Origin of the sequence: Brevundimonas diminuta (genome assembly GCF_050310045.1) — a bacterium.
Classification (GTDB): Bacteria; Pseudomonadota; Alphaproteobacteria; order Caulobacterales; family Caulobacteraceae; genus Brevundimonas; species Brevundimonas diminuta_F.
The window spans coordinates 1,715,228-1,737,643 of the sequence record NZ_CP190005.1; the positions used below are offsets into that span (position 1 = coordinate 1,715,228).

The 22,416-nt window shown below is 65.1% G+C and carries 21 protein-coding genes; 10 read left to right on the forward strand and 11 right to left on the reverse strand.

Annotated features, from left to right (window positions below):
* The first annotated feature begins 1 nt into the window (after window position 1).
* The 8 genes from ACORJG_RS08225 to ACORJG_RS08260 all read left to right on the forward strand — a co-directional run bounded on the left by ACORJG_RS08225 (window position 2) and on the right by ACORJG_RS08260 (window position 7,946).
* The gene (locus ACORJG_RS08225; RefSeq protein ID WP_427788460.1) at window positions 2-685 is read left to right on the forward strand and encodes a virB8 family protein; all 684 of its coding nucleotides are present in this window, start codon (window positions 2-4) and stop codon (window positions 683-685) included.
* On the forward strand, window positions 682-1,506 hold the full coding sequence (locus ACORJG_RS08230) for a TrbG/VirB9 family P-type conjugative transfer protein (protein WP_427788462.1): 825 nt from the start codon (window positions 682-684) through the stop codon (window positions 1,504-1,506). Before ACORJG_RS08225 ends, ACORJG_RS08230 begins: the two co-directional genes overlap by 4 nt.
* Window positions 1,503-2,630 carry a type IV secretion system protein VirB10 gene (gene virB10, locus ACORJG_RS08235; protein WP_427788464.1) on the forward strand — a complete coding sequence of 376 codons (1,128 nt, stop codon included), beginning with the start codon at window positions 1,503-1,505 and terminating at the stop codon, window positions 2,628-2,630. Before ACORJG_RS08230 ends, virB10 begins: the two co-directional genes overlap by 4 nt.
* Entirely contained in the window at window positions 2,630-3,640 is a 1,011-nt protein-coding gene (virB11, locus tag ACORJG_RS08240) for a P-type DNA transfer ATPase VirB11 (protein WP_427788465.1), read from the forward strand. Before virB10 ends, virB11 begins: the two co-directional genes overlap by 1 nt.
* Window positions 3,606-5,477 (forward strand): type IV secretory system conjugative DNA transfer family protein, encoded by a 1,872-nt coding sequence (locus ACORJG_RS08245; RefSeq protein WP_427788466.1) that lies wholly within the window; start codon window positions 3,606-3,608, stop codon window positions 5,475-5,477. Before virB11 ends, ACORJG_RS08245 begins: the two co-directional genes overlap by 35 nt.
* On the forward strand, window positions 5,477-6,130 hold the full coding sequence (locus ACORJG_RS08250; RefSeq protein WP_427788467.1) for an LPD7 domain-containing protein: 654 nt from the start codon (window positions 5,477-5,479) through the stop codon (window positions 6,128-6,130). Before ACORJG_RS08245 ends, ACORJG_RS08250 begins: the two co-directional genes overlap by 1 nt.
* Window positions 6,131-6,288: 158 nt before the next feature.
* Entirely contained in the window at window positions 6,289-6,633 is a 345-nt protein-coding gene (locus tag ACORJG_RS08255; RefSeq protein WP_278069516.1) for a helix-turn-helix domain-containing protein, read from the forward strand.
* Window positions 6,630-7,946, forward strand: a complete 1,317-nt coding sequence (locus ACORJG_RS08260) for a type II toxin-antitoxin system HipA family toxin (RefSeq protein WP_427788469.1) — start codon at window positions 6,630-6,632, stop codon at window positions 7,944-7,946. The genes ACORJG_RS08255 and ACORJG_RS08260 overlap by 4 nt, the downstream gene beginning before the upstream one ends.
* Before the next feature lie 7 nt (window positions 7,947-7,953).
* Here ACORJG_RS08260 and ACORJG_RS08265 read toward each other — a convergent pair whose 3' ends face one another.
* The 6 genes from ACORJG_RS08265 to ACORJG_RS08290 form a co-directional block, all read right to left on the reverse strand.
* On the reverse strand, window positions 7,954-8,985 hold the full coding sequence (locus ACORJG_RS08265; RefSeq protein WP_427788471.1) for a relaxase/mobilization nuclease domain-containing protein: 1,032 nt from the start codon (window positions 8,983-8,985) through the stop codon (window positions 7,954-7,956).
* Entirely contained in the window at window positions 8,982-9,503 is a 522-nt protein-coding gene (gene mobC / locus ACORJG_RS08270; protein ID WP_427788473.1) for a plasmid mobilization relaxosome protein MobC, read from the reverse strand. Before mobC ends, ACORJG_RS08265 begins: the two co-directional genes overlap by 4 nt.
* Before the next feature lie 236 nt (window positions 9,504-9,739).
* The gene (locus ACORJG_RS08275) at window positions 9,740-10,615 is read right to left on the reverse strand and encodes an ArdC family protein (protein ID WP_427788475.1); all 876 of its coding nucleotides are present in this window, start codon (window positions 10,613-10,615) and stop codon (window positions 9,740-9,742) included.
* A 73-nt stretch (window positions 10,616-10,688) separates the two neighbouring features.
* On the reverse strand, window positions 10,689-10,982 hold the full coding sequence (locus ACORJG_RS08280) for a DUF736 domain-containing protein (protein WP_427788477.1): 294 nt from the start codon (window positions 10,980-10,982) through the stop codon (window positions 10,689-10,691).
* Window positions 10,983-11,539: 557 nt separating this feature from the next.
* Entirely contained in the window at window positions 11,540-12,271 is a 732-nt protein-coding gene (locus ACORJG_RS08285) for a hypothetical protein (protein WP_427788478.1), read from the reverse strand.
* A gap of 20 nt (window positions 12,272-12,291) precedes the next feature.
* Complete coding sequence (locus ACORJG_RS08290) at window positions 12,292-13,821, reverse strand: ADP-ribosylglycohydrolase family protein (protein WP_427788480.1); 1,530 nt, start codon at window positions 13,819-13,821, stop codon at window positions 12,292-12,294.
* Window positions 13,822-13,930: 109 nt separating this feature from the next.
* Here ACORJG_RS08290 and ACORJG_RS08295 point away from each other — a divergent pair, with 109 nt between their 5' ends.
* Together ACORJG_RS08295 and ACORJG_RS08300 are read left to right on the forward strand one after the other, a co-directional pair.
* Window positions 13,931-14,689 carry an NUDIX domain-containing protein gene (locus tag ACORJG_RS08295; RefSeq protein ID WP_427788482.1) on the forward strand — a complete coding sequence of 253 codons (759 nt, stop codon included), beginning with the start codon at window positions 13,931-13,933 and terminating at the stop codon, window positions 14,687-14,689.
* A gap of 148 nt (window positions 14,690-14,837) precedes the next feature.
* Window positions 14,838-15,113: a DUF1883 domain-containing protein gene (locus ACORJG_RS08300; protein ID WP_427788484.1), complete on the forward strand. Its 276-nt coding sequence runs from the start codon at window positions 14,838-14,840 to the stop codon at window positions 15,111-15,113.
* A gap of 294 nt (window positions 15,114-15,407) precedes the next feature.
* Here ACORJG_RS08300 and ACORJG_RS08305 read toward each other — a convergent pair whose 3' ends face one another.
* From ACORJG_RS08305 to ACORJG_RS08325, 5 genes are all read right to left on the reverse strand, one after another.
* Window positions 15,408-17,738 (reverse strand): hypothetical protein, encoded by a 2,331-nt coding sequence (locus ACORJG_RS08305; RefSeq protein ID WP_427788486.1) that lies wholly within the window; start codon window positions 17,736-17,738, stop codon window positions 15,408-15,410.
* A 1-nt stretch (window position 17,739) separates the two neighbouring features.
* Complete coding sequence (locus tag ACORJG_RS08310) at window positions 17,740-18,393, reverse strand: hypothetical protein (protein ID WP_427788488.1); 654 nt, start codon at window positions 18,391-18,393, stop codon at window positions 17,740-17,742.
* Between the two features lie 341 nt (window positions 18,394-18,734).
* Window positions 18,735-20,303: a hypothetical protein gene (locus ACORJG_RS08315; RefSeq protein ID WP_427788489.1), complete on the reverse strand. Its 1,569-nt coding sequence runs from the start codon at window positions 20,301-20,303 to the stop codon at window positions 18,735-18,737.
* The gene (locus ACORJG_RS08320; RefSeq protein ID WP_427788491.1) at window positions 20,278-21,306 is read right to left on the reverse strand and encodes a nucleoid-associated protein; all 1,029 of its coding nucleotides are present in this window, start codon (window positions 21,304-21,306) and stop codon (window positions 20,278-20,280) included. The genes ACORJG_RS08315 and ACORJG_RS08320 overlap by 26 nt, the downstream gene beginning before the upstream one ends.
* 504 nt (window positions 21,307-21,810) lie before the next feature.
* Window positions 21,811-22,341 carry a hypothetical protein gene (locus ACORJG_RS08325; protein WP_427788492.1) on the reverse strand — a complete coding sequence of 177 codons (531 nt, stop codon included), beginning with the start codon at window positions 22,339-22,341 and terminating at the stop codon, window positions 21,811-21,813.
* Window positions 22,342-22,416 lie beyond the last annotated feature (75 nt).

Consider the following 22,416-nt stretch of genomic DNA (forward strand, 5'->3'; position numbering starts at 1 on the left):
CATGACCGGCGTCCCCTCCGACGACCTGAAGCGCTACTTCGCCGAGGCGCGACGCTGGGATCAGGACCGTCTGTCCTCCGCCCTTCGCTCGCGACGCTTCGCCTGGACCGCGGCGGGCGCGACCACGCTTCTCGCCGCCGCCTCGAGCCTGGCCGTCATCGCCCTGACGCCGCTGAAGACGACCGAACCCTTCGTCATCCGCGTCGATCAGTCGACCGGGGCGGTGGACGTGGTCAGGGGCCTTTCAGCGGACCAGGATCCGGTCCGCTACGACGAGGCCGTTAGCAAATACTTCCTCGCCCAATATGTGCGCGCCCGGGAGGGCTATCTCGACCCGGCCGCCGAGGACGCCTTCCGCCTGGTGTCCGTCCTCTCGGCGCCCGGCGAACAGGCGCGCTGGTCCGACCTCTATCGCGGCTCCAACCCTCAGAGCCCGCAGAACCTCTATGGACCGGACGGCGAGGCCGTCGTCGCCATCCGCGCCATCGGCTTCATCAATGACGACGTCGCCAATGTCCGTTTCCGCCGCACGGTCCGACACGCCCGGCAGGTCGCCGAGAGCGACTGGATCGCCACCATAGCCTTCACCTGGACCCGCGCGCCGATGACGGAGGCAGACCGGCTGCGCAATCCCCTCGGATTCCAGGTCGTCTCCTATCGCGCCGACCCGGAGGTCATCCGATGAAAGCTCTCGTACTTTCCATCAGCCTGGGCGCCCTGACGCTCGCCGCCCCCGTCCTCGCTCAAGAAACGCCGGACGCCCGCATGCGCGAGGTCGTCTACGCCCCCGGCGAGGTCTATCGCGTGGCGGGGGCCTTTCGCACCGCGACCCAGATCGTCTTTTCGCCCGAGGAGACGATCCGGCACGCCGCCATAGGCGACAGCGTGGCCTGGGAGGTCGCCGCCGAAGGCTCGGTCCTTTTCCTCAAACCGCGCGAACGCCACCAGACCACCAATCTCCTGGTGGTCACTGACCGCGCTGGACAGGCCCGTCACTACGCCTTCGAACTGGTCGCGCGCGACCCGGGCGCGCGCTCGTCGATCGCCTATCAGATCCGCTTCCTCTACCCCGACGACGATGAGGCCCGCGCGGCCGCCAGCCTGGCGCGGGCCGCCAATCTAGCGGAGGAACGCCTCGTCAGCCTCGAACTTCAGCAGGGCGCGATCCAGGGGCCGCGCAATCTTGCCTATTCGGTCCAGGGCGACAGCCGGATTCAGCCCAGCGAGGTCAGCGACAACGGCCGCTTCACCGTCCTTCGCTTCCCTGGCGCCCAGGCCCTTCCGGCCATATTCGAAGTGGCCGAGGACGGAGGCGAACGGCTCATCCCCTATGACGTCCGTGGAGAGTTCGTGGTCATCCATGGCACCGCGCGCGGCCTGCGACTGCGCCGCGGCGCCTCGGTCCTGTGCATCTTCAATGAAGCCTGGGATGCTCGCAGCCTCGCTGCGGCGACCGGCACGGCCTCTGCGACGGTCGTACGCGATCTCACGGGAGGCCGGTCATGACCCCCGATCCCACCCCGCCGCCCGAGGCTTTGGACCGCCCCGACAGTCCTCCGACCGGTCAGGACCGGGGGATATCTCCCATCGCCGGACGGCTCGGCGGACGCCAGGGGCGGATAATCACGCTCGCCGCCCTCGCTGCCGGCTGCGGCGTCTTCCTCTTCGCGACCTGGGACCGGGGCGACGCCCGGGATCGGAAACCACCCGCCGCCGACCAGCCGGCCCGCCAGGGCGCGCCGTTCGAACCCGCCCGTCGCCCCGAGCCCCCGCCGCTCATCAGCGACGCCGGGGATCCCCATGCGGCGCCGCTGACTGACGAGGCTGAAGTCCTGCCGGCGATCGAGCCTTCCCACGACCGGACCAGCCCCTCGACCTCGCCGGCGGATGAAAGGCGCGCCTTGGCCGAGAGCGCCCGGCGGGCGCCCCTTCTGGCCTATAGCCGCTCCGGCCGGGCCTCCCCCGCCCCCGGACACGCCTCCCCCCTGCCGCTGACTGACCCAGAGAGCCCCACCTCGCTCGACGAGCTTCGCCGCCTCAGCCCGATCGGGGAGGCCAGGGCGGGTATCCTTCCCGATCGCAGCCTCCTGATCACCGCCGGGACCAGCCTGCCCTGCGTGCTGCAGACCGCCATGGACAGCGCCACGCCGGGCTATGTCAGCTGCCTGGTGTCCCGCGACGTCTATTCGGACAATGGGACTGTGGTCCTGATGGAGCGCGGAACGCGGGTTTTGGGCGAATACCGCGGCGGGCTCGAAACCGGTCGTCGCAGGCTCTTCGTCCTGTGGACCCGGGCTGTCACGCCGACAGGTGTGGCGGTGACGCTCGCCTCGCCCGCGGCCGACGCTCTTGGCCGCTCCGGCTTCGACGGCGAGATCGACACCCGTTTCTGGGACCGCTTCGGCGGCGCCCTTCTGTTGTCGATCGTCGATGACGGGGTCTATGCGGCGGCCGGCCGGGGGCAGGACCTCCAGTCCTCAGCACGGGTCCCGTCCGACGCCGCCGCCATCGCCCTGCAGAACTCGATCGCCATCCCGCCCACACTGCGCAAGGGCCAGGGGTCCGAGGTCTCCATCTTCGTGGCCCAGGACCTCAATTTCGCGAACGTCTATCGCCTCCGGCCGCGCTGATGGAAGACACCGCCGTCCTGGACCATTACCTCGCTCCGCTCAGCCCCTTCCTTGAACCGGAGGCGGTCACGGAGGTGGTGGTCAACCGCCCGGGCGAGGTCGGGGTCGAATCCTCCGGCCGGTGGGGCTGGCACGAGGTTCCGGCCCTGACCGAAGCCTGGCTGCATACGCTTGCGGTCGCGGCGGCGGCCTTCACCCGGCAGGACGTCGACGCCGTACATCCGATCTGCTCCACCGTCCTGCCCGGAAACGAGCGATGCCAGATCGTTCTTCCCCCCGCCGTCCCGGCCGACATGATCTCCCTGACGATCCGCAAGCCTTTCAGCCGCCGCATGGGGCTTGAGGACTTCGAAGCCGCTGGCCTGTTCGCGACGGCGACGGCCGTGAGCGGCCACGAGATCGACGAAACAGACGCCGCCCTGATCGGCCTGAGGCAGGGCGGGGACTGGCCCGGCTTCTTCCGGCTGGCGGTGGAGAGCCGCCGCAACATTCTCATCTCCGGCGCCACCGGCTCGGGCAAGACCACCTTCGCCAAGGGTCTGGTGGAGCTGATCCCGCTCCATGAGCGGCTGCTGACGATCGAGGATGCCCGCGAACTGACAGTCCCGCATCGCAACGCCGTCCATCTCCTCTACGCCAAGGACGGCCAGGGTCTGGCCAGGACCGGTCCCAGGGCCCTGCTGGAAAGCGCCCTGCGCATGCGTCCCGACCGGATCCTGCTGCAGGAACTGCGCGACGGCGCCGCCGCCTTCTTCTTCCTTCGCACCGTCAACTCCGGACACCCCGGCTCGATCACCACCGTACATGCGGACTCAGCAGCCCTGGCCTTCGAGCAACTCACCCTGCTGGTGCGCGAGTCCGAGGGCGGCCGCGACCTGCCGCGCGAGGACATCCGCAGCCTGCTGCACCTGATGGTGGATGTGGTGGTGCAGATGAAGAAGGTCGATGGCCGCTTCCGGATGACGGAGGTCTGGCATGATCCCGCTCGCAAACGCCTCGCCCGCGGCTAGGGCGGCGGCCTGGGCCGTCGCCGGCCTCGCCCTGGCCGGGATCGGCGCGACGCTGACCCTGATCATCGCCATGGCCGGCACGGGACAACTCGCGCCGGATCTCGACTGGGTCAGACTTCCCGCCTGGGTCTGGCGATCACGTCATGATCCCGAGTTGTCGCGCTGGCTGGGCGTCGGTGCCGGCTCGAGCGCCCTCGTGCTCGTCGTCATAGCCGCGGCAAGCGTCCTTTCACGCCGCCGCCCTCTCCACGGCGCCGCGCGCTGGGCGAACGGCGCGGAAATCGCCCGGGCCGGGCTTCGGGCGCGATCCGGCATCGTCGTCGGCCAGGCGAAAGGCCGCCCCCTGATCTTCGACGGTCCCGAACACGTCCTCCTGCACGCCCCGACCCGGACCGGCAAGGGCGTCGGCGTGGTCATTCCCAATCTCCTGACCTGGCCCGGTTCGGTCGTGGTGCTCGACGTCAAACAGGAAAACTGGGTAGCCACCGCCGGTTACCGCGCCGGCTGCGGCCAGACGGTCTGGCGCTTTGATCCGCTCGATCCGCAGGGGCGCACCGCGCGCTACAATCCGCTCGGCCACATCAACCGGCGCAATCCGGTCGAGACCCTCGACGAGCTTCAGAAGATCGCGACTATGCTCTTCCCGGCGCCGGAGCACGCCGATCCTTTCTGGAACGAGGCGGCGCGCACCGGCTTCATCGGCGTCGGCGCCTATGTGGCCGAAACGCCCGACCTGCCCTTCACCCTGGGCGAGATCTTCCGCCAGCTCACCGGCGGCGATCCCCGCCGACGCCTTCCCGCCCTGGTCGAGGCGCGCGCTGGCTCCGAACGCCCCCTGTCATCCTATTGCGTCGCCGCCCTCCTCGACTTCGCCACGGCCGGCGAGAACACCTTCGCCTCCATCAAACAGACCATCACGGCGCGCATGGCGCTCTGGCTGAATCCCCTGGTCGACGCCGCGACCGCGTCCTCGGATATGGATCTGAGAAGCCTGAAAACCCGCCCGACCTCCATCTACCTCGGCGTCTCCCCCGACAATGTCGCGCGCTGCGCCCCGCTCTACAGCCTCTTCTTCCAGCAGCTCGTGGACCTGAACACCCGCCGCCTGCCGGATCGCCGGGCCGAGCCTCTGGAGGTCCTGGTCCTGCTCGACGAGTTCGCCCGCCTCGGCCACGCCGGCGTACTCGCCCGGGCCTTCGCCTATGTGGCCGGCTATGGGCTGCGCCTCCTGCCCGTCCTGCAGAGCCCTGCCCAGCTCCGGGCCATCTACGGCCCGGACGTCGCCGAAGAAATCATGTCCAACTGCGCCGTCGAGGTTGCCTTCGCGCCCAAGGAGCTGAGAACGGCCCGGGATCTCAGCGAACGGCTCGGCGCCTATACCTACGCCGCCCTGTCCCGCAGCCGCCCGGTCCTGCTGGGCGCCGGAAGGCGCTCGATCACCCAGTCCGACCAGAGGCGCTCTCTGATGCTGCCCCAGGAGCTAATGCAGATGAACGCCGACGCCCTCATTGTCCTCAAGGCCGGCCTGCCGCCCATTCTCGGCCGCAAGCTTCGCTTCTTCTCCCACCCCGAGCTGAAACGCCGGCCCGTCGCGCCTCCGGACGTGCCGCCCATTCCTGCGTCGCCGGCGCCCCGGCTTTCTCCAGCGCCGCCCTCCCCGGGCCCGGCCCCAGAAAACGACGACTGGAGCTTCGAAGGCCTGGTCCGGTCGCTCAAGCAGGAGGGCGCGCCCCTGCCTCCCGGCCATGGGGCCGACGAGGCTCAGGTCGCGGCCTGGGTGGACGCCCTCATCGACCATGCGGCCGCGCCGCGAGACCGCGCCGAGGGGAGAGGCTGATGGTCGGAAACAAAGCCGCAGCGCCCCCCGTTCGCGACACGGAGAACGCGCTCAGCCCCGTTCCCGGCCGCGCCCGGAAGCAGTCCCCGGTCTCGCGCCGCAAGGGCGACCTGCCCGAGGGGCTGGAGGCGAAATACCTCGTCGAGCACGACCGGAGAGGCAGGGCCGAACGCTTCCACCGGGACAACCGGAGCGGCGAGGCGCTTTTCCGGGATCACGGCCGGCGCCTCACCGCGCGAGAGCCCTATCCCGACGTGGTCAGGGACATGCTCCGGATCGCCGACCACCGCGGCTGGCGCGAGATCGTCGTCAGCGGCGATCAGGCCTTCCGCAGGGAGGTCTGGGTCCAGGCCCAGGCTCTTGACCTCCAGGTGCGGGGCTATCGTCCCCGGGAGATCGACCGCCAGGCGGCGGAACGAAAGACCCCGCCCCGCAAGACAGCCCGGAAGGACGAAGACCGGATCCGGGCTGAAACCCAGGCGACGACGCGCATGGCCCAGGTCGCCATCGCCGTCAGCGCCCTCGTCAAGGACCCCGCCGCCCGGGACCGCCTGATGCGGCGCGCCGTCGCCCGCGTCATCCGTCACCTCGACGCCGGCCGGCGGTTCGAACGCGAGGCTGGTCAAACGCGGATATGGGATAGGGATCGCTGAGCCATAAACATCTACATATGAACCATTATGCGACTTACATGACATTAATGATCATATATGAGCGATAACAGCCCGCCCTATCTGGACTCCTCACAATCATTCATATATAGACGATACCATATATCATGAGTGACAATCGTTCATATATGGAGGATTGCATGCCGATCGCTGAGGCGGAAATCGATCGCCAGGCCGAGCGTCTGGGTCGTGGACTGGCGGCTGAACGCCTCAGCCGGAACCTCACCCAAGCGCAACTCGCGACGGAGGCGGGGCTGTCGCTCAGCACCCTGCGCCGCCTGGAAGACGGAAAGAACATCTCCCTCGACAACCTCATCCGCGTGATGGACGCCCTGCAGATCGCCGGCCGCCTCGACGCCCTGACGCCCGCCCTGGACATCCGCCCGGTCGAACGGGTGCGCCCGGCCGGCCGGGAGCGTAAGCGGGCGGCGCCCGCCGCCTCGCCCCCGCCCGCCTCCCGCTGGGCTTGGGGCGACCAGTCATGACCGACGCCGTCATCCGCCTGTGGGGCACCGACATCGGCGCCGTCAGCTGGGTCGAGGCGCGCGGCCACGCCGTCTTCCAGTACATGCCCGACTTCCTCGGCAGCGGCGTGGAGCTGGCGCCCCTCGTCATGCCGCTGAACGCGGCGCCCTACGCCTTTCCGGAACTGCCGCGAGACGCCTTCAAAGGCCTGCCCGGCCTTCTGGCGGACTCCCTTCCCGACAAATACGGCAACGCCCTGATCGACGCCTGGCTCGCACGCGAAGGCCGCGACGCCGCCAGCTTCAATCCGGTGGAACGCCTCTGCTACATCGGCACGCGCGGCATGGGCGCGCTTGAGTTCCACCCGACCATCCTCAAGACCGAGCGCCGCTCGCGTCCCATACAGATCCACGCCCTCGTCGACCTCGCCAACCAGGTCCTCGACGCCCGCGCCGACCTGCACGGCGTCCTGTCCGGAGAGGACGACCGCGACACGCTGGAGGAGATCCTGCGCGTCGGCACCTCGGCCGGCGGAGCCCGCGCCAAGGCGGTGCTCGCCTGGAATGAGGCCACAGGCGAATTCCGTTCCGGTCAACTCCCGGCGGATGCGGGCTTCACCTATTGGCTGATCAAGTTCGACGGGGTGAGCAACAACCGCGACAAGGAACTGGCCGATCCCCAGGGCTTCGGCCTGATCGAATACGCCTTCTCGCGCATGGCGGCCGACGCCGGCATCGACATGTCCGAATGCCGCCTCCACCAGGAGGGCGGCCGCAGCCATTTCATGACCCGCCGTTTCGACCGAAGGGCCAAGGGCGACAAGCTGCACATGCAGTCCCTGGCGGCCATCCGTCATTTCGATTTCAACGCCGCCGGCGCCTATGCCTACGAACAGGCCGTCGAGACGATCCGCAGGCTCGGCCTGCCGGCGGTCGACATCGAGCAGCAGTTCCGCCGCGCGGTCTTCAACATCCTGATCCGCAACCAGGACGACCACGTCAAGAACATCGCCTTCCTGATGGACCGCACCGGCGCCTGGCGGCTCTCCCCCGCCTATGACGTGGCCTACGCCTACAACCCCTCCGGCCCCTGGACCCGGCAGCATCAGATGAGCCTGAACGGCAAACGCGACGACTTCGACCTGGAGGACCTCGTCGCCTTCGGAGGCTACTGCGGCTTCAGCCGCAGAAGAGCCCTCGCCCTGGTCGAGGAAGTCAGCACTCCGGTCTCGGCCTGGCGCGCCTACGCCGACGACGCCGGCGTCTATGAGGCCGACGCCGTGCGCATCCAGCGCGCCCTCCGCCTTGAACTTAAGGCGGCCCGCCCCGCCTGACATCGCCTTAACGCGACCGGCCCCGAGGACCGGGATCAGGCGACCTTGTCGCTCCGCCGCTGGCGCGGTCCCGGACCGCCACGATCTCGTCGCGCAGCCGCATCCGCCGGGTCTCAGGCTTCGGCAGACTGCGGACGAAGGCTTCGACCGAACGTCCGAGTTCACGGTCCTGCGGATCATCGGAACGGGCGAGCGCCAGAGCCTCTGCCACATAGGCCCGCCGGATGAGGCGCTGACGCTCGATCGCCTGACGCTCCCAGACCGCCCCCTCGCCCTCCCCGCGCGCTGCCTCGCGAAAGGCGCCCGCCAGCACCTTGGGCAGGGGCCCTGCTCCCGCTTCAAACCGCTCTCGCGCCTTGCGAACAGAGGTCCGCTCCGCCTTGCGCACCACGCCCCGCGTCCGTCGCGGCGTCGCCTCCGCTTCGACGCCGCGCTCTCGCAGGGCTTCAGCGAAGACCTCCCGCCACCTCTGGAGATCCGCCTTCCTGGGATTCAGCCGCGCGCCGTCACGGCCTGACATCCTCACCGTCAGGTGGACGTGCGGATGCCGGTCCTCGTCGTGCAGGACGAAGACGTAAGAGAAGCGCTCGCCAAACACATGCTCCGCAAAGGCCCGCGACGCGTCCTCCACACGAAACGGCTCCGTGCCTGCCGGCATGCTCAGGACGATCGACATGGAGACCGCGCCTCGCCGCCCTAGAGGCTCGGCGGACAGCTCTCCCGCCCAATCGTCCGCAAGCGTCCGCACGTCGGCGCGCCCCTTCAGCCGCTCGCCGTCCGGGCCTTCCAGGAACAGGCGTCCATTGCGGGAGATATAGTCGAGGTGCCGGGCGAGATGACCGGCGTCATGCGTCTTGCCGGTGATCTTGACCATGGCCTCCGGCGCCCGCCGCGCCACGCGGGCGAGCGTCGCCCGCGCGCCCTCGCCGCGTCCCCCTCCCGCCCGCCCAAGCACCGACCGCGTGATCCGCGCCCGCGCCGGCTGGACCGGCGGCCGCAGCGCCTCCTCGAAACCCGAAGGCGGCCGGAAGTCCGTCATGAGCCGGCCGACCAGTAGTCGAGGTTGCCCTCGAACGCCCGCCGCAGGCCCGACAGGCCGCCTCTGACCTCCTCTGCAAAGGCGAGGACGCGAACCAGCTCAACACCAGGCGCCCGCCCACCCGGGACCGTCGCATTCACGGTCCGGGCGATCTGGTTCAGGTTCACGCCGATACGGCGCAGGTCGCGCTGGATCTCGATGAAGGCGACGGCCTCCCCCGGCGAAAGCTGCGGCTGGCCGTGGAGCCGCCGGCGCACGAGGGCGACCACCCACTGAGTGCGCGACAGGCCGACCCTCGTCGCCTCAGCCTCTACGGCGGCGAGATCGGCAGCGCCAAGCCTCAGGGTCAGTTTTCCGGTCAGCGGTTCCGCCGACGCCGGTCCGGAACGCGGATCCTCATCTCCGGCCGAGGCCTCGATCAGCCGCCTCAACAGCCTCGACCGCCCGCCGCACGCGCTCGCGGCCGCATCGAAGCGGCAAGCCAGGTCGGGCGGAAGGCGAACAGTGAAGCGGTCCATGGGGAAAGGGCTCTGTCAGACATTGCCGGCGCAAAGCCTATCCTGCCCTAGACCTCCAACCGCTTCGCCCCGTAGGCCTACGGGAGGGCCCAGCCGCCGCCTCGACGTTCCACCCCGGCCGCCTGCCCGCCGGCCCGAGGCGGAACCTACCGTCCCCAACGGCAGCGGCCCAGACAAAGGAAAAGCCGCGCCCGATCAGGACGCGGCTCAAACCTCAAAACGAGGAAACCGGCACGTTAGGGATGCGCTTCATGCAGCCAGGCCACCGCACGCTGCGCATGCGCCGCCGCGGAGAACAGGAAGCGCTTATCGGCCTTCAGCACCTCGAGCCAGTAGTCGATATAGGCGGCGTGGTCCTCGCGCGGCTCCAATTCCAGTCCCAGGTCAGCGCAGAGAAAGGCGGCGCCCAGTTCGGCGACAAGCTCCTCTCGGGCGTAGGCTTGGGCGGAGCGGCTGAAGTCCCTGGCCATTCGTGTTTCATGACCTGTCCAGTGGACGCACTCATGCCCAAGGGTGGCGTAGTAGGCGACCGCGTCGCAGAACGTCTCGAACGGCGGCATCTGCACACGGTCCGAGGCGCGGACATAATAGGCTGCCGATCCGCCGTGACGTATGTCGGCGCCCAAGCCGGCGAAGAAGCGTTCGACCGCTTCAAGCCGCTCGTCGGGATTGACCGCCTCCGGCTGCGTCGGCCGCCAAGCGGCCGGCAGGTCGTCTATCTGTTCTACGTTGAAGACGGTGTAGGCCTTCAGGAAAGGAATGCGCTGCTCGACCTCCTCGCCCTCATCGACGTTTTCCGAGCGCACGATCTGGTTGGCGTAGACCACAGTGGAGCCCTTCTCGCCTTTGCGGACACGGGCGCCCAGAGCCAGCGCCTGGCGGAAGGTCATCCAGGTCGATGAGGCGAACCCTCGTTTACAGGCCTCCGACCACAGCAGCAAGATGTTGACGCCCGTGTAGGGCGTGCCGTCGTGGCGAAGCGGACGGGTGACGGGATGACCTCCGACCCATGGCTGGGTCCACGGCCGGACGCCGGCCTCCAGCTGGTCAATGATCTGGTTGGTGATCCGGGCATAGATGTCCAGACGAGCGGGATCGGCGGGGCGCTTCATGGCGGCCTCCTCAGAATTGGATGTTCGAATGAAGGGGCGGCGGCGCGCCTAGCGCGCCGCCGCAGGTTCCGGGTCAGCGCGACCAGATCAGACTGTGCCCGCCGTCGGCCTCGACTAGGGAGGCGTAGATCGGCGCCGGGAAGCTGGGGTCGTCCAGCTTGACCGAGAGGTACTGCCGCTCCTCCCGGGACGTCCTCCTCCAGGCGGCGCCGAACTCGGTCGGGCCCACGAAGATGCGGTAGTCTGGAGCCTTGTCGTCGGCCTTCTTATTCGGCCGGAAGGTCGCAGCCTTGACGTCGAGGGTGAGGGTCTTGATCGACCCGGAGTAGCCGTCGCCCTGGACGGTGAAGGTTCCAATAGCGGCCATGTCAGTCTCTCCTTTGCTTCGGGCCACGCCTGTCGCGGCCTCGATGGCGATCGGGAGACCGGGGGCCGGTCGGCGCGCAGGGCGAGCTCAGTCGAGCCCCCGCAGCGAAGCGGAGGACCTGAAGAGAGACTTTCTTGTTTTCGCGAGGAGGCCGTCAGGCCGGGGAAGAAAGTCGAACGCGCGGTTGCGCCTAGCCGACCGGCTTCCGGTCAGATCCGCCTTTCGAGAGAACGCGCTGGCTGGTGCGACTAGGGGTCGAGACCCGGCCCCCCGCTCAGCCACTGACGGGGTACGAACTATCAGGGCTCCGCTTTAAGTCGGCCGCGCAAACGACCAGTCCATCCGGCTGAAAGACGGCGGCGAAGAAACGCCGACGCAGAAGGCCTTTGCCGTCTTCAGAGGACATAGGCCCGCGAGGACGCCAAAGCGCGCGCTTCGACAGGCGCAAAGCTTGCCCGGCGCCACATCCCGCCGCGCAGTTCCTCGGCATCAGCCTTCATGCCTCGCGATGCGCAGACGCCCCGCTCCTCATCGAGACAGGCGAAAAGCGCGCCTCACTATGCAGCTTGAAGAAAATCTTCAGCCATGGCGGGCGCGGCCGCAAAAAGCCGAGCTTCGATCGCCAGAAGATCAGCGGGGTCGGGGCCCGCCTGTAGTTGCTCGCGCACGGCCTTGGCCCAGACCAGGTAGTCGCGATAGCCCAAGTGGTGCTCGCGGCCGAGCGCCTGGCGCGCCCTCGCCACAGCGTTTGGTCGCGGCGCGCCGCCCTTGGGATGATAGATCTTCGATGCCGGCATGAAGAAACGCGCCGTCTCGCCACAACGATACAGGGCGATGTTGAGCGCAACCGCGACCCGGCTGTCGTAGATGGCGTGGTCATCAGGGGCGGCGTAAGCGAAGATCTTGCTCCACGATGAAATCCGCTTCCCGCCCTGGCCTTCGGCGAACGCCAAAAGCGTATGATCTTGATAGCCGCCATGCCACCCGACGTCCGGCGACGCCCAGGCTCGCACCCCGTCCCGCCCCGCTTTCACGCCGCCCCATTCCGCCACGATCCAATCGTAAAGGTCGGCGGCGTGTTCGTGCGTGGTTCGTCCGTCCCGCAGGACGGCATGTACGAGGTGGCGCACCCGCCGATTGAGCGCCATTAAGGTCTCGCCTTGCCCCGCATCTATCGGCAAGCCCGTCAGCTGCGAAAAACGCTCTCGCGCCCGCACGCCGATCGACCATTCGTATTCAACGGCGTCCACCGCATTCCAGATTTCCAGCGCACGCTGAATAAGCATCATCTGCTCCCCCGAGCCCAATCTCATGCCGCCCGACAAACAAGCGGCGCCGCCGCATCGCACAAGGCTTCAAACACATCCAGGCCAGAGACCCACGCCCATGGGATCTGCGTCAAGCCATGCCGGGCGCCGTACAGCTGCCCAGCGATCGACGCCGTGGAATCGCTATCGCCGTCGTGGTTGGCCGCGATCCTCATCACGTCTTTGAAGTCGCTCGTCGTCAGCACGCTATAGAGGGCGACGGCCAAGGCTTCTTCGCCTACCCATCCCTCCCCTAGTCTACCCTCCGCGACGTCGCGTTTGTGGCGGTCGCTCAGTCCAGCGAGCTGAAACGCTTTGCGCATCGCGTCGAGCGTTTCATCCGCTTCAGCCTGGCCGGACAGAGCCCCGGTCGCGCGCACGAAGGCTGCCGTGATCGCGCTGCCTTCGAGCAAGACGCGCACCATGACGGCTAGCGCTCCGGCGCTGAAAAACCCGCGGGGATGACCATGGGTGATGGCTGCCGCTTGGACGGCGAGATTGAAAACCGTCTCCTCGTTCCATTCCTTGTTCAAGCCGATGGGCGCCACCCGCATGACGCCGCCGCATCCCTTGGATTGGTTGATGCGCTCCTGCGGAGTGCCAAGGCGTCCAGACGCCAGCGCCGACAAGCAGGTGTTGCCTGGCGCGCGATGCGCCCAAAGCTCCGGCCAGCGCAACAGTCCTTGCTCGTCCGCGCACGGGCGTCCTTCGGTCTGGGTGCGATGCCAGTCGCGATAGGCTTCGCCCAACGCGGCCACATCGCCGCCCTCTGCCGCGGCTTGGGCCGTAAACAAGGTCATCTGGGTGTCGTCGCTAACGACGAACTTGCCGCCCTTCGACACCGGCGCGGTCAAGCCATCTGGCCCATGCCGGCGCTTAATCTCTGCAAGTCGATCGAACTCCACGGCATATCCGAAAGCGTCGCCAACGGCGCCGCCGAATAGGCAACCTAGGATGCGATCCACTACAGCCGGATCGTGTTCAATGCGGCGGCAGGCGCGGACGTGGTTTTCCTGCGCCGCGGTTTCGATGGCGCCAAGCCGCGCCTGCCTGACGCGCGCGATGGCCTCTTCGGCCTCAACGCCGCACTCAACAAGAATGCGCGCAGCCACCAGGCCCGCCCTTCCACGTCCACCCCGACAATGGATGACCACCCGGCGTCCATTGCGAAGATCCTCACGCACAAGATGGCCGATCGCCAACCAGCGCCGCTCAAAGGCTTTATCAGGAACGCCGAGATCCTCGATCGGCGCATGCATCCACTTCATGCCGGCCTCGGTGACTGCCCGGCCAAGACCCGACGCCTGCAGCATTTCGAGTTCATGGGTTTCGACCAAGGTGACAACGGTCGAGGCGGCCCACGATCGGATCGCATCAACGTCCGTTTCCAGATCGCGGTCCCAAGCAGCGCCGAACACGCTTGGCCCCTTCTTTCCCGGACAGAAAGTCAGACCCAAGACGCCTGGAAGGCACAGCACCTCGTCGATCTGCAGCGGATGCGTCCTGCTCGTTCTCGCCTCAGCTCTCGTCATTTGCGCCCGGACCTCGACTGCCCTATGTTAATTGCAACTTAACATAAAGGCTAAATGTAGTCAAGACATGAACTCTAAGCCTGTCATATATGCCCAGCCTCATCCTGCCGTGACGACGGACATCGCCGCCTTCACGGTCGAGGAGGGGGCGCTGTCCCTGCTGTTAATTCAAAGGAATGAAGCCCCCTTCGAAGGCTCCTGGGCTTTGCCGGGAGGCTTTCTCAGGGTCGAATATCCGAACAATGATCCCAGACGCTCAGAGCAGACAGACGATGACATCGACGCCTCTCTGTCCGCTTGCGCCTCGCGAGAAGCCAAGGAGGAAACTGGGGTCGCGCCGGAGCGCCTGGAGCAGTTCGGCGCCTATGGCGACCAAGGCCGCGACCCGAGGGGGCGAGTCGTCACCATCGGTTTTTGCGCCCTAGTCCGACATGCAGACGTCCGGCTGAAAGCCGCGAGCGACGCCAGAGACGCTAGGTGGTTTCCGGTGGACCAACTCCCTGCCCCTCTCGCCTTCGACCATGACCGCATCATCAAAGATGCGCTCACGTACATTAAGGAACGAGCGAAAGCCGACTGCGACTTCATCCTAGCGCTTGCGCCGGACGAGTTCGTCTTTGATGACTATCACGCCCTCTTTGAAGCAGTGACGGGCGAGCCGATTGATCGCGCCAACCTTCACAAGCGCGTACACGATCCACGAGATCCAGGCCGGTCGCTAGACCGCCCTACTCTCAACCGCCACATCATCGGCAAACGCCTCACCACCGTGAACGGCGAAAAGCTCCGCCATCGCCCGCCCGTGCTCTACCAACGTCCGAGCGCACCTAGCGCAGCGACATCCGATCATCCCGAGGCGAACAGCTAGACGCGCAGACAATCACACCAGCGGTCGGAGGGGGCGCGGCCCCTTCCCCGGAAACTGATGGCTGCACACCTGATCCGTCGCACACTGATCAACGACCGATTTTGACAGAAATGGATCCTAGCTTGGCGAAATCGCTGGCAGGAACACCATGAACTTCACGCACTATGCGCTCGGCCAAATGGAAAGCGGCAGCATCGTCGAGGTCACCCTTTTGGGCAGCGCAGCCAATGTGCGCCTGATGGATTCACCGAACTTCGAGAACTACCGAAGGGGCCGCCGCTACCGCTTTGTGGGCGGCTTGGCGACCCGCTCCACTGTCAGCCTCAAAGTGCCGCGTACGGGTCAGTGGCATCTCTGCGTGGACATGCTGGGCCTCCGAGGCTCTGTTCGTTCGGCGATCCGGACCTTCCCGGCTTCAGCTTGAGTTCTGATCCAGGCACCACTTTGGCCTTCCGGCCGAGCCGCGACACGGAAGCGGCCAAACAGTTGCCCTAACTAGTCATATGGCCGCCGCGAAACGCGGCGGCCTTCGTTAAGCGCCACCCTTCGACGCCGATCTACGCCAGAGCCCACGCGCGCTTGGAAGAAGCGACGGGTCAACGCTCTGCACGACGAGGCCATCGAGATCGATGATGGTCTACGGCTCCGGCCGGATAGATGTGCGTGACCTGCCACAAGTCACGCGGGGGGCGCGTTGAACCGTGCCCCCGCTCACCGATCAAATCTCTAAAGCGTCCTCATCAAGCGTGGTCGGCACTGTCTCCACGCCTTCCCACTCCTCCGCCGGGATCTCCGGCGCGACGGTCGCATCTTCGTCTTGGGGTGTCTCCACAAGAGACTTCTTCGAGGGAACCTCCAAAGCTTTCCAGCCGAGGTTGCGAAGGAACTTGCTGAAGGCGTTATAGGCGTCGGTGCGGATCTCCGCGCGCTCCGCGGCGGTCAAGGTCTCTTCGCGACGCAGATGCCGCTCTAGGAACTCCTTCTGGTATTCCTTCTCCAGCGAGCTGAAAATCTGTCGGCGCGCGATGTCGCGTTGCGCGGTGAGCGTATCCGCCAACGGCGTATCGGCAGCACGCCACAGTTCCAGCAGCAGATATTTGTACTTGGGCCATTGGGCCGGCTGCATCTCCTGCCGGGAGACCACCCGAGTGAAAGTCGACGAAGACGGCGTGATCTTCCACTCGCCGATGTTCTCTCCAAGCGCCCCCTGAAACAACTCCACGAGGCGACGGAAATCGTTCGCCCGCTCGACCTGGAAGAAGGCGTTGATGTCCTTGATGAAGACATTGAACGCCTCGGTCGTATCGAGAGCGGGCACCCCATCCTTCTCGCGCTCGATGTTCGCCCGCTCCAACTCGCCGAAGAAGCCCGCGACCAAAGCCGTCTGGAAGGCCACAGTCGTGAAGACGTTTTCGTAGAGCCAGGTCACGAAGGCCACGACCTTGGGGAGAGGCGCGCCCGCATCGGTTCGCAACACCTTGCGATCCGACGCTCCCATTATGAAACGCTGGGCTCGCTCTTCCTTGAACTTGGCTTCAAACTCTACGACCAGCTTTTGGGTGGCGGTCAACCGCGCCAGAATCTCCTCAAGCTTGGGGGCCTCATCGCCGAACTCTTTGTCCCTCACCTTGCCCGCGAGATAGGCGCGGTGGCTTTCGAAAGTCCGGCCGATTCCTTGCCCCTCGAACAGGATCGGGCGGATCTTGGTGTTGGCCTGAGCTCGAAGCTGCTCATCCAGCCACAGCGCGGCGCTCGCATGGGCGTCGAAGGGCGCGAACCGATCGAAGGTCGAAACGATGACCGATCCGTACTTTTCTTGGAAAGCGGCCCCCAGAACATCGCCAGCCTCGGCAGTGTAGATGAAGCGGCTAGTGCTGCTGGCCACGTCAGCGCCCAACAAATTGTAACCGTCCAGTCGCCGCATGGCGCCGAAGTTGCCCAGGTCAGAGCGAAGATAATAGCTGCCGGCGCGCGGCTTAGCTCCGCTCACGTCTTCCAAGCGATTGAGCATGATGTGCTCAATCAAATAGTAGATGTGATTGACGCCAGAGAGGGCGATAGAGCTCTCCAAACGGACCCGGTCATGCGCTTGATCGAGCTCGATATTATGAATCCGCAACGGCGTCGGCGCGTGGACATCGTCTCGCATCTTGATTGCGGACAGCGTGTCTCTAAGGAACAGAGCGATGATGTCGTTGTCATCTAGCAGCCGGTTCCGCGACGCGGAAACCTGGCGAGCAGTCTTGTTCAGTGTTAGGAAGATCGATCGCGCCGCCTGTATGACGTCATAGTCGCCTTCGAACGTCTCATCCAAAGCCGGGAACGTGCAAAACATCACAGGCAGACTTATGTTCGCCAGCTCAAAACCCAGGATGTAGTTCGGCGTCCACTCTTCATAATAGTCGCGGTAAGGCGCCTTGTTCTTGTCTTCCCAATCCTGCTTCAGGTTCCGGTAAAGCGCGAGCAAGGCCATGGCTCGGTGTTGGCCGTCAACGATGACCAGACGTGTCCGATTTGTGTTCAGCTTCAAGCGGACGAGGTCGTGCTGAAAGACCTTTCCGCCGACCGACGGCTGGATAAATTCAAACATCTCTTGGCCGGCCTCGCCGGACCGTAGGATCTCCGAGGGGTGGCCCGCCTCCACGCGCTGGTCATGCGTCACCTTCGCATACCGCGGCGCGGGACGGTTGGCGTTGGCCTCGACCGGCATAACCACCACCACGATCGGCGGAAACAGCTTCACCAGATCGCGGGACTTCCGATCGAGCAGATAGGGCACGAGCTCGGACGAAACGCGCGCGTCGTCGATGTCGCGCTGCATCAACTCGTTGAAATCCAGGTCCCGTGATGGGAACACCTCGCGGACCGGGGCGAGGTGACGCAGAAGTTCCTCATTCGAACCCGACATCAGGTTAAGACCGACATGGGTCAGGAAATACTTCACCTCGACGGTCTGATTCGACCCCGCGTCACGGCCGACGCTGAAGCTGCCCGTCGAGCCCTCAAGGGTGAGGTTCAGAGCAGAGGTGACGCTCAGATTCAGGCTCATGTCAGTTCCGTCCGAGAATGGGGTAGTAGAGGCGATTGAGGATGTTTTCGATGTCGGTGGCGGTGCCATCGTCGGCATCGCCGATCTCGCACGTGAACACAAACAATCGGTCCGGAGAAATCTCGCGCTTCGCGATCTGCCAGGCGAAGCCGGCGTCGCTGCTCTGCAACTGAGGCGTCTCCCTCAGCCGCATCTGTCGATACCGCTCAATTAGGCGTTTATGCTGGCCCAATCGCGACCGCAGGTTCACCGACATGCCGATGTAGAGCGGACTAGCGAACATCGGAGCGGATCGCTCGAGGACGTCTCTGATTACATTTAGGCGATCCGGCTCATCCACCACTCGCGTCACTAGACTTTCCGAGACCTTGAACTCATGTTCCAGCGGACCGTTATAGCTGGCCTTGAGCGGCCCTGCGATCACCGCGTGATAGGGCTCCTCCCGGAACGGCTTGAATACCCGATCGTCCAACATCGATCGCGCCGTCTCCTCGGCCTTCGCGCGATCTTCCGTCCGGGTGTCGTGGATCGCCTTTATCGTCGCCTTTAGGTCAAAATCGGTGATCTGAGGCCGGCAATACCAGGCGTAAATTCCCGGCGAGGAGGGCGCCGTCGCGAGGTCCGCCCAAAGAAGTTTACGAATGTCGCTCGCCATACCGCTCCGTGCCCGCCCACCCACGAGCATCACGCCACTTGGGCACGATCAGATTCGCTCGCGCTTACTTTAATCTTAGCGTTGCGTGCGAACGGTTCCTAGGGCTCGTGTCTTATGATCGGCCGCCTAGTCTTGAAGCCGGCGTGCCTTCGACGTGGCGGTCCGCGACACCATCGAGAGCGATCCGGCGCTGAGCCGCGCGCTCCTACCGATGCTCCATGCGCGACAGATGTTGTTCGAGACCTTCATGGAACTGGACGGGCGGGTGAGGAAGGCGCCTCACGAAGGCGAGGTCTGCACGCATGTCATGGGTATCCCCGAGCTCGCGATCCGGTTGGGCTCTACGTCGATGCGGCAGGCGCGGCGGGCGCAGAACTGGACGTGTCACCAGAACGGGGGGTGGGATCAGCTCGCCCCGGATCCGCCAATGGTCCGTCGAGTGCAGTAGCAAAATGTTTGGTCGTGGAACTTGGAGCCTTGGACGCGGTTGAGGGGCGGATGTTCGTTGTCGGCGCGTTTTCTACATTCGTTTCGGCCACAGCAGGGCTCGCCGACGCAGGGGGCGTCGGAACGCGTGCCGAGAGGTTCGCCACGGCGTAAACGAGCAAAGCGATTACAAGAACCGCATAGACGATGCCGATCGCAAGCCGCACCCTTTCATAGTCAGCGATGCCGGTCTGAATCGGCACCTCGCTGAACTCCTCGACCTCGTCGGGTGTAAGGGCTGTATTCAAGGCGCGCTTCCATACGCCGCGCGCCGTGGCCTGGGTTCGGAAGTAGCGGCTGTTGATATAAACTTGGATCCCAAAGGAGAAAACCAGAAAGGCGGCGGCGATCAAGGCGAACGCCCCGGCTAGACGCTGACTTGCCAACTTGGAGACATCCGGAAGGATTTTAAGCAGGAAGGGCACGCTGGCGATGGCGATGTCCTTCCACATGGCACCGGCCATATCCTGGGCGCGTTGCGCGGCCTTCTGACCTTCGTCGACGACAGCCTTACGCAGGTCCGTGAGGGCCTTAAGCGTTTCCTTGCTGCCGGACTTCGCGTAAGCGGACCAGGCTGCCATGGCCGAGGCGAGGCTCCCCTTGCCGAGCTGACCCGCCGCGCCGGCGCGATGGGTTCTCGCCCATTCTGCAGCCATGAACATATGACGCGTGTCCGCGTCCCGCCCCTCAAGGAAAATCCACTTGGCGGCTGCCTGCAACTCGGGATTCAGGGCGGTGACCTCGGCGTCCGTTAAGGACAGGGTGCAGGCGGGCGGGCCGCTAAAATGGTAAAGGAGACCGTGGGTGCTGTTGGAAACCCCGTCGCTGATCGCGGCCATTAGCTTGCGCGATGAAGCCTCCGTCCATATCGCCCAACTCTCGCCCTGACGCGCCGGCGCGCTTCGGATAAGCCAGGGCCTGATGTCTGACGGAGTCTGATGGGTACCGGTGAAATCCGAGCAGAAGGCGCGAGGGTCCGCCGCAGGCTCCGACGGTGCGAAGGCCTCAGGCTCTTCCGTCGTCCATAGTTGAAACCGTGCGCGCCGGGTCGCGAAGGTTTCCTCTGGCCCCATATCTGCGATCATGACCACGTCTACCTCTGCGGTCTGGTCAATCCAGGCCGCAAGCGAGGCGGAGAGGAATAGCCTGAGCTGGCCGGCGACTGTCGCCGTCTTGATCGTGATGCGATAGACGCCTCCCGGCTCCGGTGGGGCATGCTCGTCAAGTTCGATGTCGTCGTCGATCTCGGTGATGGCCACATTGCCGATGAAGGGCGGAGGCTCCTTTCGAAGCGCCAGCCATTCAGCACGTGACGCGGGATCGTCTAGGCTGGCGCGCAGAACAAGGTGGCCGGGACGTTCGTCGCGATCCTCGCGCGCCGTCGTCCGTCCGATGAGTTCAGCTATCCTTTGCGGTGTCGTCATAGCTACGATCGACCGGGTCGTTGATGATGATCCGGCTTGCCTCGACCACGACACGTTCGACCATGTCGCTGGGTGTCCGGATCTGGATTCCGTTCTTAGTCACATAACGCATCACGGACGGCTTGCGCAGGCTGGTGGCGTCCAACGTGACCGGCGCCGCTTCGATCCGGGCGCTGCGCAACGCGTTCCTGAACTTGGCTAGTAGGGGGTGGTCGTCCGGTAACGCTTTGCCGAGGACGGTCTCGAGGAAACGTCTCTGTTCGTCGCCCTTCAATTCGCCTCCGGCCGAAGCGGCGTTGTAGGCGCGCTGACCGGCTTCGCGATAAACGTGTTCATCGACGAGATCCCGGTTTCGGCGAATGACATCGCGCGTGACATTGGCCAAGATTTCGGTCAGGCGGGCGTCGTCATGTACGCGCCGCGCCGCTAGAAACCCCTCAAAATAGCGGGCGACTTTCTGCTGGTTGCGCCGATCCAGCACGGTCAGCTCGCCAGCACCATCGTTGGTCAACCGGATCAGCGCCGACTTCTGCAGGGCGTCGGGGTTCTGCACGAAGGTGCGCTCGATCTCCTCGAGCTGGACATGGCGCCGACCGTCAGGACTCTCTTGAACATCGTAGGTCAGGACGGTTTCATCGTCGTACTTGAGGAGAGCGAACACCTCCTTGCCATCCGCCTCCAGCCGAAAGACGAGAAAGGCGCCGGGTGCCGTGCCGCCGCCATGCACGCTTTGAAAATCCTCGGCGAGACGCTCGCTCTCCTCCTGGAAAACGTTTGGATCGGCAGAGATGCGCGCGAGGCGCTCCCGCGTCGACGATGCATCCGTGAAGAGATAGGGCACGCCGGAATTGACCGAGCGGATACGCTGGATGAAGAAATCTTGGAACTTGCCCGGGTCGACGGTGTCCAAGGTCACGAAGTCGGCGTCGCTGGGACCGACTAGATGAAAGACCATCTGCTTGATTTTGAGGGCGTCAAGTTCCGCCGCGTCGAAAAATGCCATGACCGCTGTCCTGAAATCGACCTGACCCCGCGACCGATGCCGCGCCCGCACAGTCGGCAGACAGACCTCATCGACCTACTTATAGTTACGCTTGTTCACATGGGTTGTCCAAGCACGCGTCCATGACCTCTCCAAGCGTGCAGGAACGACGAATGCGTGCGCCGGACGTAAGAGGCTACTGCGTCAGGTTCGGTCGCACTATTCGCGTCACCCTCGATCGACGCGGCGGACGAACCCTCAGCCCCAAGACTCGGCACTTCTTTGCGTAAGCATGGAACTTGGTTCAAGCGCCGCCATCAAACCGGATACTGCGAAGCGCCGGCTTGTGTCAGGCCGGTCAAAACGGTCGGTCCAGACTGGACCTGCCCATGCGGATTTCCGGAATGCGCCAGCACCGGACATTGGCATGCCCCCTGTAAGCGGACATCCAGCGGCGGGCGGCCGAACCAGAATAGTCAAAGCCACGGCGAGCCTCTACAGCCTCGACGGGATTGAAAGTCGCCGTTAGCGTTTCCACTGACCATATTCGTTGAGCCGATATGCGCCATGCAGCATCGGATGCACCCGGACGTGAGTGGAGGAGGCGATTAGTTCGGGCGAGACCAACGGCTCGTCGAGATGCGAGACGATAAAGCGATCCTCCTCACGAGTCTTCAGCGATACCGCACCGACCCGATAGAGGATGGACAACACATTTTTCAGAAGCACTTCTTTTGCACTGTGCTTGGTGTCGCAGACCGCCTGGCACAAGTCATAGATCGGATCATACGAGACCTTTTTACCGCTGCCGACGTTGAGCGCCAGCTCCTCCAACTTGGCGCTGTCGAGCAGGGTCACGTAGCTGATCGAAACTGACTTCTCACTGGTGACGAAAGACAACATCTCAGAAAGGCTCGGAAAGGTGCTTTTCCACTCTTGCACCAGCGCATCCCGTCGTTTCCGCGAATATTCCCCTTCAGCGCGCTGGATATGCGTTGGCGCCACTTCGTACTGTCCATCCGACGCCGTCAGACATTCGTTCACGAAGGCGATCAAATCTCGGGGGCGCATATGGGAGCGCTCAACCAAATATTCGAACGGATCTTTATTCTTTATGACGTGACCCCCTGA

What these genes read in the sequence shown, in the direction of transcription:
- virB10 (WP_427788464.1), top strand. Translation starts at nt 1,503, where the DNA reads ATGACCCCCGATCCCACCCCGCCGCCCGAGGCTTTGGACCGCCCCGAC.
- ACORJG_RS08310 (WP_427788488.1), bottom strand. Translation starts at nt 18,393, where the DNA reads ATGGCGAGCGACATTCGTAAACTTCTTTGGGCGGACCTCGCGACGGCG.
- ACORJG_RS08255 (WP_278069516.1), top strand. Translation starts at nt 6,289, where the DNA reads ATGCCGATCGCTGAGGCGGAAATCGATCGCCAGGCCGAGCGTCTGGGT.
- ACORJG_RS08290 (WP_427788480.1), bottom strand. Translation starts at nt 13,821, where the DNA reads ATGACGAGAGCTGAGGCGAGAACGAGCAGGACGCATCCGCTGCAGATC.
- ACORJG_RS08280 (WP_427788477.1), bottom strand. Translation starts at nt 10,982, where the DNA reads ATGGCCGCTATTGGAACCTTCACCGTCCAGGGCGACGGCTACTCCGGG.
- ACORJG_RS08320 (WP_427788491.1), bottom strand. Translation starts at nt 21,306, where the DNA reads ATGGCATTTTTCGACGCGGCGGAACTTGACGCCCTCAAAATCAAGCAG.
- ACORJG_RS08225 (WP_427788460.1), top strand. Translation starts at nt 2, where the DNA reads ATGACCGGCGTCCCCTCCGACGACCTGAAGCGCTACTTCGCCGAGGCG.
- ACORJG_RS08265 (WP_427788471.1), bottom strand. Translation starts at nt 8,985, where the DNA reads ATGACGGACTTCCGGCCGCCTTCGGGTTTCGAGGAGGCGCTGCGGCCG.
- mobC (WP_427788473.1), bottom strand. Translation starts at nt 9,503, where the DNA reads ATGGACCGCTTCACTGTTCGCCTTCCGCCCGACCTGGCTTGCCGCTTC.
- ACORJG_RS08285 (WP_427788478.1), bottom strand. Translation starts at nt 12,271, where the DNA reads ATGATGCTTATTCAGCGTGCGCTGGAAATCTGGAATGCGGTGGACGCC.
- ACORJG_RS08250 (WP_427788467.1), top strand. Translation starts at nt 5,477, where the DNA reads ATGGTCGGAAACAAAGCCGCAGCGCCCCCCGTTCGCGACACGGAGAAC.
- ACORJG_RS08245 (WP_427788466.1), top strand. Translation starts at nt 3,606, where the DNA reads ATGATCCCGCTCGCAAACGCCTCGCCCGCGGCTAGGGCGGCGGCCTGG.
- virB11 (WP_427788465.1), top strand. Translation starts at nt 2,630, where the DNA reads ATGGAAGACACCGCCGTCCTGGACCATTACCTCGCTCCGCTCAGCCCC.
- ACORJG_RS08260 (WP_427788469.1), top strand. Translation starts at nt 6,630, where the DNA reads ATGACCGACGCCGTCATCCGCCTGTGGGGCACCGACATCGGCGCCGTC.
- ACORJG_RS08275 (WP_427788475.1), bottom strand. Translation starts at nt 10,615, where the DNA reads ATGAAGCGCCCCGCCGATCCCGCTCGTCTGGACATCTATGCCCGGATC.
- ACORJG_RS08230 (WP_427788462.1), top strand. Translation starts at nt 682, where the DNA reads ATGAAAGCTCTCGTACTTTCCATCAGCCTGGGCGCCCTGACGCTCGCC.
- ACORJG_RS08300 (WP_427788484.1), top strand. Translation starts at nt 14,838, where the DNA reads ATGAACTTCACGCACTATGCGCTCGGCCAAATGGAAAGCGGCAGCATC.
- ACORJG_RS08305 (WP_427788486.1), bottom strand. Translation starts at nt 17,738, where the DNA reads ATGAGCCTGAATCTGAGCGTCACCTCTGCTCTGAACCTCACCCTTGAG.
- ACORJG_RS08315 (WP_427788489.1), bottom strand. Translation starts at nt 20,303, where the DNA reads ATGACGACACCGCAAAGGATAGCTGAACTCATCGGACGGACGACGGCG.